Below are 16,126 nucleotides of genomic sequence, written 5' to 3' on the forward strand. Positions count from 1 at the left end.
GGTCCACACCGTCTGGACGAGCTCAGGTATTTCCCAGCCAGAGTAGCGACCCCTGAGTTCGACTAATCGGTCACCTCTGTCCAGACAGGTGTGTGGTCGGAAGGTTTCTCCATACTTCGCAACTCGTAATCGATACCTGCATCGACGACCTTTTCGGCCAGTCGTCGGGTGACCAGGATATGATCGATACGCAAGCCGCGCTTGGGGTCACGTTCAAAGCCTCGTGAGCGATAGTCGAACCAACTGAAGCGGTCATCGACATCGGGGTAGCACAAACGGTAGCTGTCATTGAGTCCCCAATCCTTGATTCGTCCCAGCCATTCCCGTTCTATGGGTTGGAAACTGGTTTTCCCTTCACGTAGCCAGCGCTTGCGATTGGCGTCACCGATACCGATGTCATTGTCTGCGGGAGAGATATTGAAATCGCCCATGACCGCAAGGTGTTCATCGGGGTGATGCGATGTTTCGAGTAATCGTGAAAGTTGGTTATAGAATTGTTCCTTGTGAGGAAACTTGATGGGGTGATCGATATTTTCCCCTTGCGGAAAATAACCATTCCAGACAGTCATCGGCTCACCGTTAGCCAGTCGGAAACGGGCGCCAATCATGCGTCTTTGAGCCTCATCACCGTCGTCGGGATAGCCGCGGAATACGCTCTCCGGTGCAACGAGACTCAGGATCGCGACACCATAATGCCCTTTCTGTCCATGAAAGTGGACATGGTAACCGAGTGCCTCAATGGCCTCTCGAGGGAAATCGTCATTCTGGACCTTGGTTTCCTGAAGGCCGATCAGGAAAGGTCGATGCTTGTCGATGATCGCTTCGAGTTGATGAAGGCGAGCCCTGAGTCCATTGATGTTGAAAGAGATCAGTCGCATCATGCGTCCTAGTCATCGCTTTGGGAGGAGTCGTCAGAAGACTTGTTGTCGCCTGCATCGTGGCTCGGGTGAACCTCCAGAGGCTGTCCTTGCTGCTGACGCGCCAATTTACGGGCAGCCTGGAGCTTACGTTGCTGACGTTTCTTCTGCACGAAACGCCGTGAGGGCGCGACCTGCTCCGGGTTCTCGTGGCGCCACTTCTTGTAATCCTTGCGTCGGCCGGTGCGAATCTGCACCTTGTCGGCCAGAGAGCGAGTCTTCTTCTTCCTCGTCATGGTGTCATGAATCCTTGGGTTCGGTATGGGAATGTTATCAGCCCGGGGGCAGGAATAGACAGATCTACGATAACAACGCTCCCGGGCGGGCCCTGGCGATCAAGGACTGGTACAATGGGCATGTTCACGTATGACTCCGGCGTCCACAAGGAACGTCACATTCACTGAATATGGGGCAGAAATATAGCATGAGCGAGTCGGACAAGACCCCGGCACCGGCCCAGAACCAGAATCAGAACCGGAAACCCAAACGTCGTCGTCGTAAGCCACGTCGCTCTCAATCCAATTGGGATCTGCGTCAGTTTCAGGTACCGGCCGTGGCCGGTAAGTGGCGCTTTCACGACTTCGATTTGCCGCTGCCTGTGATGCGTGCCATCCACGCGTTGGGGTTCGAATACTGCACGCCGATTCAGGCAGAGGCACTGACGCATACCCTGCTCGGTGGTGATGTCGTGGGCAAGGCCCAGACCGGTACCGGCAAAACGGCGGCGTTTCTGATCTCTATCCTGGCCTACTTCCTTGAAGAGCCAGTGCCGGATGGCCAGAAATCGGGGGCACCCCGCGCCTTGATCATCGCTCCGACACGTGAGTTGGCGTTGCAGATCGAGAAGGATGCAAAAGCGCTGGCACGCTTTACCTCGCTCAACGTCGCTAGTGTCGTGGGAGGTATGGACTATCAGAAGCAGCGTGATCAGCTTGCCAGGAAACTGGATATTCTCGTCGCGACTCCGGGACGTCTATTGGACTTCCAGCAAAAACGCGATGTCGACCTGAGCGAGGTCGAAGTGTTGGTGCTCGATGAAGCGGATCGCATGCTGTCGATGGGGTTCATTCCCGACGTGAAACGCATCATTCGACATACGCCCAACAAGGAAGAACGCCAGACGTTCCTCTTTTCGGCAACGTTCACGCAGGACATCCTCAATCTGGCGAGTCAGTGGACGCATGAGGCGACCCACGTCGACATCGAGGTCACGGTCGACAATCAGGCCGATATCGATCAACGCGTCTACATGGTGAGCGATGACGACAAGCAGAAGCTGCTGGTCAACTTGCTGCAACAGGAAGCGTTCGATCGTGTCATGGTATTCGGTAACCGCCGTGACTTGGTCAGGAAGCTCGAGGAACTGTTGCGCAAGGCCGGAATCAATGTCGCGATGCTGTCGGGCGATGTGCCACAGTCGAAACGTATCAAGACGCTTGAACGGTTCCGCGAGGGCGAAATCCAGGTGCTGGTAGCGACGGATGTCGCCGGTCGAGGCATTCATATCGACGATGTCAGTCATGTCATCAACTATACGTTGCCCGAAGACCCCGAAGATTACGTGCACCGTATCGGTCGTACCGGTCGTGCCGGCGCCAAGGGGGTATCCATCAGTTTCGTCGGCGAAGAGGATGCGTTCTCGTTGCCTGAGATCGAGCGCTATATCGATGGCAAACTCCCTTGCGAGCATCCGCCGGAAGGTGTTCTCTAACCGCACTTTCGGATCCCTGCATGCTCAATGAGGACCTCAAGGGCGAGATTCAGTCAGCCTACCGCCAAGTGCTGGAGGGGATGGATCTTGTCCCGCGTTACGGTCAGCGGCTGATGATCGCCGAGATCGCACGCACCTTGGCGGGTATAGAGACCGATGAGGCCGGTCGGCGAACGTCCGATGAGCATGTCTGTGTCCTCGAAGCAGGGACGGGAACCGGAAAAACGCTGGCCTATCTGTTAGCTGCACTACCGGTGGCCAAAGCCCGCGGGAAGCGGTTGATCATTTCCAGTGCGACCGTCGCCCTGCAAGAGCAGGTACTGCATCAGGACCTGCCAGCCCTGCAAGAACACAGCGGGTTGACGTTCGGTTATGCCCTGGCCAAGGGACGTGGACGCTATCTCTGTGTCGCCAAGCTTGACCAGGTCCTTGACGGTGCCGAAGCGGACCCTACGCTCTCACTGTTTGATCAAGCATTGGATGCCGGTACCGGCGATTATTTCCAGGATCTCGCCAGACAGTTGGCCGATGCATATGGCGATGGATCCTGGGAAGGCGATCGCGACAGCTGGCCATCTGCGATTCCTGATGCCGACTGGAAACGGTTGACGACGGATCATCGGCAATGCACCAACCGTCGTTGCGGTCATTTCAATGCCTGCGCTTTCTTTCGTGCTCGACGCGATATGGACCAGGCGGATGTCATCGTCGCCAATCATGACCTGGTACTGTCCGATCTGGCATTGGGTGGCGGCGTGGTACTACCGAAACCGGCGGATTGCATATATGTCTTCGATGAAGGGCACCACTTACCTGACAAAGCGGTAGGTCATTTTACGCACCGGTTTGCCATCAATGGTGCGTTACGCTGGTTGCGGACCCTGAAAAAGTCGCTGACCGACTTGCAGGTAGCTCTGGGGGGGCAGCCAACCTTGTCCAGATTGCTGGGTAAGTTACCGGAGGCAATCGCCGCACTGGAGCCTCGTCTCGGGGAGGTGTTTTCTCTCGGTCACCAGTTGGCCGAGCTGCCTGATGGCTTACCCAGGGGTTCACAGGAGGAAAGCCGTCATCATCGTTTCGCCTTGGGGCGCGTACCGGTTGCCCTGCGTGAGCAGGCATCCGTTCTGACGACGATCTTCGCTGACCTGTCCCGTGATCTCGAAACCATGGCCGATATTCTCCGTGAAAGCCTGGATCCGGACAAGCAGACCGGGTTGTCGAAAGAGCAAGCAGAGCCCTGGTTGCCCTTGATGGCACTGTTGCATGGCCGCGCAGTGGAGGGGCATGCCTTGTGGCAGGCCATGAGCGAGGAAGACGATCCTGAAGAACCACCCAGAGCACGCTGGTTGACGTTCGAGCGGGTTCAGGGCGATCCCGAACTGACGTTATCCGCCAGTCCAGTCTCGGCGGCACAGACGCTGGCACGTACACTTTGGGGGGCATGTCACGGTGCTGTCGTAACTTCCGCAACGTTGACGGCACTCGGCCGTTTCGAGCGATTGCAGGAGCGTGCAGGGTTGGCCAATCGCTACCGGTATCAACGTTTGCCCAGTTCATTCGACTACGCTCGTGCCGTACTGAGCGTGCCTCTGGAAGCGGTGGATCCTGGTGACAGAGAAGCGCATGAGCAAGCGATCATCGACTTCGTCAAGCATCTCGATGCATCCGAAGCCGTCCTCATGCTGTTTTCGTCACGTGCCCAGATGCGTGCCGTGGGACGGTCGATACCCAAACCAATCGCAGAACGAGTGCTGACCCAGGATCGGCTACCCAAGCGCGAGTTGATGGATCGCCATCGCAAGCGGGTAGATGCTGGTCAAGGCAGTATCATCTTTGGTTTGGCCAGCTTTGCTGAAGGGATCGATTTGCCGGGGGATTATTTGACTCATGTCGTGATTACCCGGTTGCCATTCGCGGTTCCGGACGATCCGGTCGGTGCCACGTTGGCGGAATGGATCGAAAGCAATGGCGGCAATCCCTTTATGCGCATTGCCGTGCCGGATGCGTCTGTCAAACTGGTTCAGGCATGTGGCCGTTTGATACGCAAAGAGAACGATAGTGGGCGCATCACGCTGCTGGATCGACGCGTCTTGACGCGACGATACGGCCAGGCATTGCTGGATTCCTTGCCGCCATTCCGGCGCGAGATCGATGGCGGAGCAGCGTGAATATCGTGTCGTAGGAAATGGAGAGGTCGGGCCCGCATGGGCCCGATGAACGGTATCAGTCGTTGCGACGGCTCTTCAGAGTCGATCGCAGTTTCTCGTTCATTTGCGTGAACGCCTGGACCGTCGTGTCCCAGTCGATACAGGCATCGGTAATCGATACGCCGTATTTCAGCTGGCTGCGGTCATCCGGAATCGATTGACTGCCCCAGCCGATATGTGACTCGACCATCAAGCCGATAATGGAGCGATTGCCTTCCAGGATCTGGTTAGTCACGTTCTCCATGACCAATGGCTGCAAGGCAGGGTCCTTGTTGGAGTTGGCATGGGAGCAGTCGATCATGATGTTGGCTTGTACGCCGGCTTTCTTGAGCTCTTGTTCGGCCAGTGCCACGCTGACACTGTCGTAATTTGGCTTGCCATTGCCACCGCGCAATACGACGTGGCCGTAAGCGTTGCCTCGCGTGCGAATGATCGCCACTTGACCGGCCTGGTCAATACCCAGGAAGTTGTGTGGATGTGCCACGGATTTCAGCGCGTTGACCGCGACATCGAGACTGCCGTCGGTGCCATTCTTGAAACCGACCGGTGAGGAAAGGCCAGAAGCCATCTCCCGATGTGTCTGGGATTCGGTCGTTCGGGCGCCGATGGCTGACCAACTGATGCAATCTTGCAGGTATTGCGGTGAAATGGGGTCAAGCGCCTCAGTGGCCAGAGGTAATCCCATTTCCGCTAATTCGACCAGGAGATTACGCGCCTTGTGGAGCCCTTCCTCGATCTCGAATGAACCGTTCAGATGCGGATCGTTGATCAGGCCTTTCCAGCCAACGGTCGTGCGGGGTTTTTCGAAGTAGACGCGCATGACGATGTAAAGGCTATCCTTTACCTCATCCGCCAACCGCCGGAGCCGGCGAGCATAGTCGAGTGCTGCATCGACATCATGGATCGAACAAGGGCCAGCCACGACCAGCAGGCGTGGATCCTGTCCGTCCAGGATACGCTTGATGGTTTCGCGGCCTTCGACAACAGTGTGTTCGGCGGCGCTGGTAAGAGGGATTTCTTGTTTCAAAGCTTCAGGCGTGATGAGTACATCCTGAGCGAGCACGTTGAGGTTGTTGACCTGCTGCTGAGACATGGCGCTACCTGTGACGAAAATGACGTCGTGAGTGAATCGGGAGCGTCTACTATGGCGCTTCGAGGGTGAAAAAATCAATCTCGTGCGGGAACTCAAGCATAGCGTTACGGTCACAGCGGATCGTTGACGTCAGAATTACTGGCTTGATGGAATGCCAAGAAACAGGAACACTTACCCCATGCCATCAACGGACGCCACTTGTTCCCTAGGTTGTTAATTATGAACTCCTCGTTTCGTGTGATCCTTGGCAGGTCGGCCCTGCCGCCTGAGCCGTCCCAGCCGCTCCCGCGTCTCGGGGGGGTATGAATGAGCGTCAGGGAGACCGACCAGCAACTTGTCGAGCGTGCTCAGAAGGGCGATAACCGAGCTTTTGATTTATTGGTCAAGAAGTACCAGCACAAGATCATCGCCTTGGTGGGACGTTATGTGCACGATCCCTCCGAAGTTCACGATGTAGCTCAGGAGGCTTTCATCAAGGCTTACCGTGCGCTTGGCAAGTTCCGTTCGGAAAGCGCCTTCTATACCTGGATGTATCGTATTGCCATCAATACCGCCAAGAACTACCTGGTGTCTCGTGGGCGCAGGCCGCCAGGGAGCGATCTGGATATCGTCGATGCCGAAGTGGTCGATCACAGCGGCAGGCTCTCGGATCTGGAAACGCCGGAGGCAGCGATCGCCCGGGATCAATTGGAAGCTGCCGTTTACGAGGCTATTGAGAAATTGCCCGAGGATCTGCGCACGGCCATCACGTTGCGCGAGCTTGACGGGCTATCCTACGAGGATATTGCGCAAATCATGCAGTGTCCTGTGGGGACGGTGCGTTCGCGGATATTTCGTGCCCGTGAAGCGGTCGATAAGTCCATACAGCCACTGCTGTCCACGACGCGATCGAAGGACATGATTCATGAATGAACGAGTCCCGGATAGCGTGCCGGTATGGTCTCGACGCGTCGTTGATCAACTGTTTTATGATTTGGCTGAACTGTTGCGCGATGAAAGCGTCAGAGGAAGTGACTGTTTGGGTGTGATCGTCAGCGGCAAGCGATTCTGACGAGATTGTGATACTGAATAGCGACATAGAGATGCAGCAGGTATCGAGTCCTATCGAGTGTGAGGGTGTGAGTAATGAAGCATAGTGCACGGGAGTCATTGTCCGCCTTGATGGACAATGAGGGAGATGAACTCGAATTGCGTCGTGTTCTGAACGTGTTGGACGAGTCTCCCGACGATGCAGAACACTGGCGGCGTTACCACTTGGCTCGCAGTCTCATGCAGCGCGATCGCGAGGTCGACGTCACGACGGATCTGTCGGCGGGCATCATGGCGAGAATAGCGGAAGAACCTTCGCCCAAGCCTGATAATGTCGTCGAGCGACGCTCGGGGCACTTTTCCTTTGCCGGCAGTGCGGCTATAGCCGCGGCTGTTTCGTTGATGGTCATTACCGGCGCTCACTATTACAACACGGCATTCGATCCCGCATCCGACAGTAGCCAACCAAGTGTCGCCAGTCGTTCCGATGGAAGCTCCGATGGCCAGAGCGTCAATGCGAGCAATGGCGCCCAACCTGCGTCCGTTGCTTCGAATGGTGGCGATATCCGAGTGGGCAATGGCCTCGAGGGATCGCTCTCCGCACTGCCGTTATTCCAGTCTTCTGGTACCTCTCAGGGAGTCATGACTGTCGGGGCCTCATCGGAAATGCCGATGTTCATGGCTCCCAATGCCAGCGATTCCCAGGTACGGGATCAGGAGCAGGCGCGTTTGCTTCAGTCCTATCTCGATCGCCATGCTGAAGGATCGGCCTACCGCAGCGGGGATACTTGGATGCCGTTGCTGCGGGCATCGGGAAATGAGCCACTGGGACGGCGTTGATGCGTCGCAGGATGCAGAATGGCAGCGCCTGGGTCGTTGGCATGTGTATTGCCGCCTTGCCATTGATTGCGTCGGCAGCCGACACCTCCTTGAGCGATGCATGGGATGCGGAAGGGTTCGATTGCCGCGTTCTGGATGGCCAGTCGTCCCCCGAGACGGCGGCACAATGGTTCGAGCGAAGCCTATGGGCCAAGCATTGTTACACGCTTCAGGCGAGTGCTGTCCGCATCAGTAGTGATGGCGTCAGGACCCTGGCACTTTCCCATGACATTCAGGATGGCATCGAGCGCGAAGTGGCCCGCTTCCTCGATGGCCCCCAGATGGTCTATGAACGACGTGGCCGTATAGGTCGTGCCGGCTGGACCGAACCTGACAAGGACGTGCCGGCATCGCCGTCCGTAACGATGGACCATGTCCGCGAACACTATCGCCTGACCTTGGGAGAAGAAGAACGGATTGCTGGCCGCAAGTCAGTGCGCCTGGATATCGAACCATTGGACAGCATGCGGTATGGGCACCGCCTATGGCTGGATTACGCCACCGCCTTGCCTCTGAAGCAGATGCTGGTTCGTCATGATGGCCGTGTGCTGGAAACCTTTCAGTTGACAGGACTCGAACGGCCCACGCTTTACGATGGACGCATCCAGCTCGACGAGCTTCGCACTTCACCGGAAACCGACTGGGAGCCGGGCTGGTTACCCAATGGGTACGCTCCCCAACCGATCGCGATGACCCGCGACCACGATGACGATGGTATCAGGCATCGTCTGTTCAGTGATGGTTTGTCCACCTTGAGTGTCTTCGTCGAGCCGCTGGAAGCGGGGACCCCCTCCTTGTCACCAGGCATGCACCGTTTGGGGATTTCCTATGCCGCTGTACGCCATATCGACGTCGATGATCAGCCCAGGCAGGTCATGGCCATGGGTGAGCTCCCCCCGCGGGTACTACTTCAGGTGGTGGAGCAAATCGAGTGGCGCTCGGATGACGACAGCAACGATACCGTTGATTGATTGTAGTGCGTGATGACGATGGACAGAGACGCTTTACCCGATGACTCATTACTGATCGAGACCGCTCGAGTCGTCGCCCCCTTCTCCGGGGGGGCTTGGGTGGCGGTGGTTCCGGCTGGCGGATGTCAGCGATGTCAGTCTCGTCAGGGCTGTGGTGCCGGCTTGCTTTCAGCTTGGCGGCGACCAGCGGAGCGGCGCCTGGCTATCCTGGCCGACCGTCCACTGCGAGTGGGTGATAGCGTTCGTATCGGTATCGATTCGAAACGCGTGCTCAATGGGGCACTGCTCGTCTATGGTCTACCGCTGTGTCTATCGCTCGTGGCTGGAAGCGTGGCGGAAATGGCCTGGCCGTCTTACCAAGGTAGTGTACCCATGGCTTTTGGTGCGGGGTTGTTGGCCGGTTTCGGTGTGTCCCACTGGCTGGCACGTCGTTGGGCCGGCCTCTATCGCCCCCGACTGATGGAGATCCTGGTTTCGAACGATAACAACGAGATTGTCGATACCCGCTTAACGAGTATCGAGGGCATGAGCAAGGGTGATACACGTTAACACTTTGACGCTTTCGCAGGAGTTCTCATGGAACGCAAAACTAGACATCTTTTCCTGGGGGTATGGCTGCTGGTCATGCTATTTGCCTGGCAATCCGCTAATGCCCGTGACTTACCCGATTTCACCGAATTGGTCGAGGATGCCGCCCCGGGGGTAGTCAACATTTCCACGACGCGTACCATCTCGGCCCAAGGCTCTCAGTTCCAAGGGCCCGGTGGTCAAGAGATCCCCGAAATCTTTCGTCGCTTCTTTGGCGACCAGATTCCGATGCCTCCCGGCAGTGATCGAGGACGGGAGCAGCAGCGCCAGTCGTTGGGATCCGGCTTCGTGATCAGCGAGGATGGCTATATCTTGACCAATGCACACGTCGTCAAGGACGCCGATGAGATCGTGGTCAGTCTAAATGACCGCCGGGAACTGGAAGCGGAGCTGGTCGGTGCTGATACCAAGACCGATGTTGCCCTGTTGAAGGTCGAGGACGACGAGTCCTTGCCGGTCCTCGCCATAGGTGACTCCGAGGACCTTCAGGTTGGTGAATGGGTCGCGGCGATAGGGTCTCCCTTCGGCTTTGACCATTCGGTGACGGCAGGTATCGTCAGTGCCATCAACCGGACCCTGCCCAGCGACGCCTACGTGCCTTTCATTCAGACCGATGTTGCCATCAATCCTGGTAACTCGGGGGGGCCGCTGTTCAACCTCGACGGTGAAGTCGTCGGTATCAATTCGCAGATCTTCACGCGTAGCGGCGGGTTCATGGGACTATCGTTCGCCATTCCCATCGACGTGGCGATGGATATCGCCGATCAGTTACGTGAAGACGGCCATGTCAGCCGTGGCTGGTTGGGTGTCGTGATTCAGCCGGTATCCAAGGATCTCGCGGAGTCCTTTGGTATGGAGGGGCCGAGCGGTGCCTTGATTGCGGATCTCGATCCTGATGGCCCTGCCGCCGAGAGCGGATTGCGTGCCGGTGACGTCATCCTCGAGGTCGATGGAGAAAAGGTGGAAGCCTCCAATAAACTGCCACGCTTGATCGGCCGTGTCTCCCCGGGGACCGAGGTCGAACTGACCCTGTTGCGTGACGGTGAACGACGCACCGAGGCCGTTACCGTCGGCGACTGGCCGGATAGTGAGCAGAGCGGTAGCGCCATGGGGCAGTCCGATAGTGACAGCCAGGCGCGTATCGGCATTTCCGTCAGTGAACTGGATCCACGTCAACGCGAACAGTTGGACATCGATGGCGGGGTGCAGGTGCGCCGAGTCGAATCCGGCGGAGCGGCGGCCGCAGCGGGTATTCGTGCCGGCGATGTCATCGTCTCGGTAGACCGGCAGACGGTCGATTCTCCACGTCGTCTGGTCGAGATCATCGATTCCGTGGACACCGATCGGGCCGTCCCGGTACGCCTGTATCGTGATGGACGCTCCTTGTTCGTGGCGCTTCGTCTCGGGAACGAGTGATCCCTCGACCCGGGTGAAACAACCCTATACCAGGTTGTTTCACTCGACGATAGAAACCATGTTCGGGGCCGTCAGCGGCCCCGAATCCATCTCTACCCGAATCAAGCAGAGACATGTCGCTCTGTGGCATTCGGGGAGATAAGACGACTTCGGTTCGATGGTTGCTGTTCCTGTCAGGCGCATGCCGGTACAATGCGTGCAACCTCTTTCTCGCGCTCTGGAAATGACACACCGCATCATCTGTGCAGAAGCGTGTACGTAAACCGGATCATATTGCATGAGCAGCACCGATAACCGTAAAGAAATCAGCCATATACGAAACTTCTCCATCATTGCGCATATCGACCACGGCAAGTCGACCTTGTCCGACCGGATCATTCAGATCTGCGGCGGTTTGAGTGATCGTGAGCTCAAGGAGCAAGTGCTGGACTCGATGGATCTCGAGCGTGAGCGAGGCATTACCATCAAGGCCCAGTCGGTAACGCTGGATTACCAGGCGGATGATGGTCAGACCTATCAACTCAACTTCATCGATACGCCCGGGCACGTCGACTTTTCGTATGAGGTGTCACGCTCCCTGTATGCTTGTGAAGGTGCCTTGCTGGTCGTTGATGCTGGGCAAGGCGTCGAGGCGCAGTCGGTAGCCAACTGCTATACCGCCGTCGAGCAGGGGCTGGAAGTGCTGCCCGTTCTCAATAAGATGGATCTCCCTCAGGCTGATCCTGATCGCGTCGCTCAGGAAATCGAGGAAGTGATCGGGCTCGATGCCACCGATGCCTGTCGGGTATCGGCCAAGAGCGGCTTGGGTATGGATGCGTTACTGGAGCGTCTTGTCCGGGACATACCGCCTCCCAAAGGTGATCCGGACGCCCCCTTGCAGGCGTTGATCGTCGACTCCTGGTTCGATAATTACCTGGGGGTGGTATCACTTGTCAGGCTATTCGACGGTACGCTCAAGAAAGGGGAAAAACTGCGTATCAAGTCGACGGGTCGGGACTGGCAAGCCAATGGAGTGGGTATCTTCACTCCGCTGCGCCGAGAGACCAACATCCTGCGTGCAGGGGAGGTAGGGTATGTCGTCGCGGGGATCAAGGATATCCATGGTGCACCGGTCGGCGATACGATAACCCATGCAAAAACCCCCGATATTCCTCGGCTACCGGGCTTCCAGAAAGTCAAACCGCAAGTCTATGCCGGTATGTTCCCGGTTAGCTCCGATGACTATGAAGACTTCCGCGATGCCTTGGAGAAGCTGGCGCTCAATGATGCCTCTCTGGATTACGAACCCGAGAATTCCGATGCATTGGGATTCGGGTTTCGAGTTGGCTTTCTCGGCACGCTGCATATGGAGATCGTTCAAGAGCGTCTCGAACGTGAGTATGACCTTGAGTTGCTGACGACGGCACCAACAGTCATCTATGAACTGTTGATGCATGATGGCGACATCACGTATGTGTCCAATCCTTCCAAGCTGCCCGACCTGGCCAGCGTTGAATCCATTAGTGAGCCAGTGGTGCGAGCCAGCATCCTGGTGCCGCAGGAATTCGTGGGTAATGTCATTGCTGAGTGTGAACAGCGGCGTGGCTCTCAACTCGATATGCAGTTCCTCGGTAACCAGATCCAGCTTACTTATGAGTTACCGATGAGCGAAGTGGTCATGGATTTCTTCGACCGCCTCAAGTCCTTGTCGAAAGGGTATGCGTCGCTGGATTATAACTTCGAACGTTTCGAAGCGGCCCATCTCGTGAGGCTGGATGTATTGATCAATGGTGATAAAGTCGATGCACTGGCGGCGATCGTGCATCGCGATCAGGCTCATAGCCGTGGTCGCGCGCTCGTCGACAAAATGAAGGAATTGATCCCCCGACAAATGTTCGACGTGGCCATTCAGGCGACGATCGGTAGCCAGGTCGTGGCGCGCTCCACTGTCAAGGCCTTGCGTAAGAACGTGACGGCCAAGTGCTATGGCGGCGATGTGACCCGCAAGAAAAAGCTGCTCGAGAAACAAAAAGCCGGTAAGAAACGGATGAAACAAGTGGGTAAGGTGGAAATTCCCCAGGATGCCTTCCTTGCTGCGCTCAAGGTGAACGACTAGGAACGAGAGATATCACATGGATTTTTCGCTGCTGCTGGTGGTGGCCGTCGCCGTCTCGGGGCTGATTTGGCTCTTCGACTCTCTCTGGTGGAAACGGGGGCGCAAGGCACGCTTAGCGTCCGCCGAATCCGAGGGCACACTGGACGAGAAAACACGCAACAAATTGGCCAAGGACCCTTGGCTCGTCGATTATGCGCGCTCTTTCTTCCCGGTTCTGCTGGTCGTCCTGCTGCTGCGAAGCTTTCTGGTCGAACCCTTTCAGATACCTTCGGGATCGATGCGACCAACGTTGGAGGTTGGGGATTTCATCCTGGTCAACAAGTTCGCCTATGGATTGCGGCTACCCGTAGTCAACACGAAGTTCGTCGAGGTCGATGAGCCTGAGCGGGGGGACATCATGGTGTTCCGTTTTCCCCAAGACCCATCGGTCAATTTCATCAAGCGTGTTGTCGGGCTTCCTGGTGACAGGATTCGTTATGAAGACAAGCAACTCTATGTCAACGGTGAGCAGGTATCCCATACGCTCGTCGAGGACAACCCGGAACAGTCACCCAATGAACGGATGCTCTTGGAGAACTTAGATGGCCGAGAGCACTTTATCTATAATGATCCGGACGATCCTGGTCCCCAATTGCGTGAACTGGAAGTGCCGAAAGGGCATTATTTCACCATGGGTGATAACCGTGACCATTCCAACGATAGCCGCTACTGGGGATTCGTTCCCGAAGAAAATATCGTCGGCAAGGCATTTGCCGTATGGATGCACTGGGATGGAGGGTTGCCCAGCTTTACCGATATCCGCCTGCTGCATTGAATCGCACCATTAATGTACTGGCGACGTCATACGCAATCGTAACATCCGGATAATAGAGCATACGTTTCGTGAGTAACCCCCTGAAAACATTCAGTCGGCGTATTGGCCATTCCTTCAGTGACTTTGCGTTGTTGGAATTAGCCATGACCCATCGTAGCTATGGTGGCCGAAATAATGAACGCCTCGAGTTCCTTGGTGACTCGATCGTCAATTTCGTGATTGCCGAAGCGCTCTATCGCCGCTTTCCGGATGCACGAGAGGGGCAGTTATCCCGCTTGCGGGCCCGTCTGGTCAAAGGTCAGACGCTGGCGGAACTGGCCCGAGAGTTCGACGTTGGTGATTGTCTGAATCTCGGATCCGGTGAAATGAAAAGTGGTGGTCATCGCCGTGATTCCATCCTGGCCGATGCCATGGAAGCGGTCATTGGTGCCATTTACCTGGATGCTGGCATGGATGTCGTCAAGACTAGGGTCCTGTCCTGGTACGGTACGCGTCTGGAAGCCATCGATTTGCAGGACACCCAGAAGGACCCCAAAACGCGATTGCAAGAATTCCTGCAGTCCCGGCAAGCCGCTCTGCCACGGTACGAGGTCGTGTCGGTCGAAGGTGAGGCGCATGCACAGACCTTCACGATCGAATGTCATGTCGAAGTGTTGGAGCAATACACCTTGGGTATTGGGTCGAGTCGTCGGCATGCCGAACAGCAGGCTGCTGAGAAAGCGTTGCAGCAACTCGATCCCCGGAGGGAAGCCTAAATGGTACAAACCTGTGGCTTCGTTGCCATTGTCGGGCGTCCCAATGTCGGTAAATCGACATTGATGAATCATGTCCTTGGCCAGAAGATATCGATCACTTCGCGGCGACCCCAGACGACTCGTCATCAGGTATTGGGTATCAAGACCCTGGGAGATTCCCAGTCGATCTACGTCGATACGCCCGGGATTCATATCATGGGCAAGGATCGCAACAAGGCGATCAACCGCGCGATGAATCAGTCGGCCACTCACGCCTTGCGGGATATCGATTGCGTCGTCTTCATCATCGATAGAACACGTTGGGTCGAAGAAGACCAGATCGTTCTCGACAAACTGGCCCATGTCCAGGCGCCTGTCATCCTGGCCGTCAATAAGGTCGACCGTGTACAGGACAAGGCCACGTTGTTGCCCTGGTTGGAGCAGCTTGCCAGCAAGCGAGATTTTGCCGCGATTGTGCCCTTATCCGCCAAGCATGGGACCAATATCAGCGAGCTTGAAGCGGAAGTTGCCAAGTATCTGCCCGAGAGTATCCATTACTATCCCGAGGATCAGGTCACCGATCGCACAGAGCGTTTCCTGGCTGCTGAACTGGTGCGAGAAAAGATCACTCGCCAACTGGGAGACGAACTCCCTTATCAGATGACCGTGGAGATCGAAGCGTTCCGCGATGAAGGTCGCATCATCCATATCGATGCATTGGTGCTCGTCGAGCGTCAGGGCCAGAAGAAGATCCTGATTGGAGAGAATGGCGAACGGATCAAGCATATCGGACGGGAAGCTCGCCTGGAAATGGAGCGCGCATTTGGCGCCAAGGTGATGCTTAACCTGTGGGTAAAAGTCAAGCGGGGTTGGTCCGACGACAGCCGGGCGCTCAAGAGTCTTGGCTATGATGTGGATTGATCGCTGATTCGTGCCATGCAACCTCAGCCGGCTTACTTGCTGCATAAACACCCCTATCGTGAGACCAGCGCTCTTGTCGAGTTGCTGACGATGGATCACGGCCGCATTCGGGCGGTGGCACAGGGTGTGCAGCGGCCAGGCAGTCGAGGACGCGCGCGGCTACAACCGTATGCCCCTTTGCATGTCACCTGGACCGGTGAGGGCGATCTAAAGCGCCTGCGCATGATGGAGAGTCGCGGCGGGGCCGCCATGTTGACAGGGGAAGCGCTACTGTGCGGTTTCTATGCCAATGAATTATTGTCCCGTTTGCTACCGCTGGAGTTTCCCGTCAAGGAAGTCTTCGCGTTTTACGCTTCGATGCTGGAAGGTCTGCCACGTCCTGAAGGCAGAGAGCCGGCATTACGGCGTCTGGAATTGGCCTTGTTGGAAGCGCTGGATGCCGACCCATTGTTCATCGACGTTGACGGCCAGTCGCTCGACGCGCATGCCCGCTATGATTATTGTCCGGACAAGCGCTGTTTCGTACCGGCATCCGATCAGAGCGCCGGGTTGGACGGCCGGACTCTCCGCTTGCTTGCCAACAGTGACTGGGCGACTCCGGGACTGGCCTCATCGGCCAAACGCGTGACGCGCACGGCCCTGGCGTCCCTGTTGGGGAACAAGCCGTTGCGCTCCCGAGAGTTGATGGTGAAACTTGCCAGGCGACGTCACGGCTCGACGTCCTGACAGGTCATTTGAATGCAATCCTTGA

At 56.7% G+C, this 16,126-nt stretch carries 16 protein-coding genes; 13 read left to right on the top strand and 3 right to left on the bottom strand.

What is annotated here, in order from left to right; translation table 11 throughout:
- Positions 1-62: 62 nt before the first annotated feature.
- Together xthA and FVV99_RS14090 are read right to left on the bottom strand one after the other, a co-directional pair.
- Entirely contained in the window at positions 63-878 is an 816-nt protein-coding gene (gene xthA, locus FVV99_RS14085) for an exodeoxyribonuclease III (RefSeq protein ID WP_148254820.1), read from the bottom strand.
- Between the two features lie 8 nt (positions 879-886).
- On the bottom strand, positions 887-1,153 hold the full coding sequence (locus tag FVV99_RS14090; RefSeq protein ID WP_148254718.1) for a hypothetical protein: 267 nt from the start codon (positions 1,151-1,153) through the stop codon (positions 887-889).
- 188 nt (positions 1,154-1,341) lie between these two features.
- On the opposite strand from FVV99_RS14090, the gene rhlB reads away from it, so the two are divergent.
- Complete coding sequence (gene rhlB / locus FVV99_RS14095; protein WP_148254719.1) at positions 1,342-2,628, top strand: ATP-dependent RNA helicase RhlB; 1,287 nt, start codon at positions 1,342-1,344, stop codon at positions 2,626-2,628.
- A 20-nt stretch (positions 2,629-2,648) separates the two neighbouring features.
- Entirely contained in the window at positions 2,649-4,796 is a 2,148-nt protein-coding gene (dinG, locus tag FVV99_RS14100; RefSeq protein WP_148254720.1) for an ATP-dependent DNA helicase DinG, read from the top strand.
- Between the two features lie 55 nt (positions 4,797-4,851).
- Here the strand turns inward: dinG and FVV99_RS14105 are convergent, their stop codons facing one another.
- Positions 4,852-5,928 (bottom strand): 3-deoxy-7-phosphoheptulonate synthase, encoded by a 1,077-nt coding sequence (locus FVV99_RS14105; protein ID WP_148254721.1) that lies wholly within the window; start codon positions 5,926-5,928, stop codon positions 4,852-4,854.
- Positions 5,929-6,234: 306 nt separating this feature from the next.
- On the opposite strand from FVV99_RS14105, the gene rpoE reads away from it, so the two are divergent.
- From rpoE to recO, 11 genes are all read left to right on the top strand, one after another.
- Positions 6,235-6,840 carry an RNA polymerase sigma factor RpoE gene (rpoE, locus tag FVV99_RS14110; RefSeq protein WP_148254722.1) on the top strand — a complete coding sequence of 202 codons (606 nt, stop codon included), beginning with the start codon at positions 6,235-6,237 and terminating at the stop codon, positions 6,838-6,840.
- Complete coding sequence (locus FVV99_RS18550; RefSeq protein ID WP_161599003.1) at positions 6,833-6,979, top strand: hypothetical protein; 147 nt, start codon at positions 6,833-6,835, stop codon at positions 6,977-6,979. Before rpoE ends, FVV99_RS18550 begins: the two co-directional genes overlap by 8 nt.
- 74 nt (positions 6,980-7,053) lie before the next feature.
- Positions 7,054-7,797 carry a sigma-E factor negative regulatory protein gene (locus FVV99_RS14115; protein ID WP_148254723.1) on the top strand — a complete coding sequence of 248 codons (744 nt, stop codon included), beginning with the start codon at positions 7,054-7,056 and terminating at the stop codon, positions 7,795-7,797.
- Positions 7,797-8,807, top strand: coding sequence for a MucB/RseB C-terminal domain-containing protein (locus FVV99_RS14120; protein ID WP_236645418.1), 1,011 nt, complete (start codon positions 7,797-7,799; stop codon positions 8,805-8,807). The genes FVV99_RS14115 and FVV99_RS14120 overlap by 1 nt, the downstream gene beginning before the upstream one ends.
- 18 nt (positions 8,808-8,825) lie before the next feature.
- On the top strand, positions 8,826-9,356 hold the full coding sequence (locus tag FVV99_RS14125) for a SoxR reducing system RseC family protein (RefSeq protein ID WP_161599004.1): 531 nt from the start codon (positions 8,826-8,828) through the stop codon (positions 9,354-9,356).
- Positions 9,357-9,383: 27 nt separating this feature from the next.
- Positions 9,384-10,811 (top strand): DegQ family serine endoprotease, encoded by a 1,428-nt coding sequence (locus FVV99_RS14130; RefSeq protein ID WP_148254725.1) that lies wholly within the window; start codon positions 9,384-9,386, stop codon positions 10,809-10,811.
- Positions 10,812-11,088: 277 nt separating this feature from the next.
- Complete coding sequence (lepA, locus tag FVV99_RS14135; protein ID WP_148254726.1) at positions 11,089-12,906, top strand: translation elongation factor 4; 1,818 nt, start codon at positions 11,089-11,091, stop codon at positions 12,904-12,906.
- Between the two features lie 16 nt (positions 12,907-12,922).
- Positions 12,923-13,720, top strand: coding sequence for a signal peptidase I (gene lepB / locus FVV99_RS14140; RefSeq protein ID WP_148254727.1), 798 nt, complete (start codon positions 12,923-12,925; stop codon positions 13,718-13,720).
- 68 nt (positions 13,721-13,788) lie between these two features.
- The gene (gene rnc, locus FVV99_RS14145; protein WP_148254728.1) at positions 13,789-14,475 is read left to right on the top strand and encodes a ribonuclease III; all 687 of its coding nucleotides are present in this window, start codon (positions 13,789-13,791) and stop codon (positions 14,473-14,475) included.
- Positions 14,476-15,375, top strand: coding sequence for a GTPase Era (gene era, locus FVV99_RS14150; RefSeq protein ID WP_148254729.1), 900 nt, complete (start codon positions 14,476-14,478; stop codon positions 15,373-15,375).
- A gap of 15 nt (positions 15,376-15,390) precedes the next feature.
- On the top strand, positions 15,391-16,101 hold the full coding sequence (gene recO, locus FVV99_RS14155; RefSeq protein ID WP_148254730.1) for a DNA repair protein RecO: 711 nt from the start codon (positions 15,391-15,393) through the stop codon (positions 16,099-16,101).
- The last annotated feature ends 25 nt before the right edge of the window (positions 16,102-16,126 follow it).

This window comes from Aidingimonas lacisalsi (assembly GCF_008079445.1).
Taxonomy (GTDB): Bacteria; Pseudomonadota; Gammaproteobacteria; order Pseudomonadales; family Halomonadaceae; genus Aidingimonas; species Aidingimonas lacisalsi.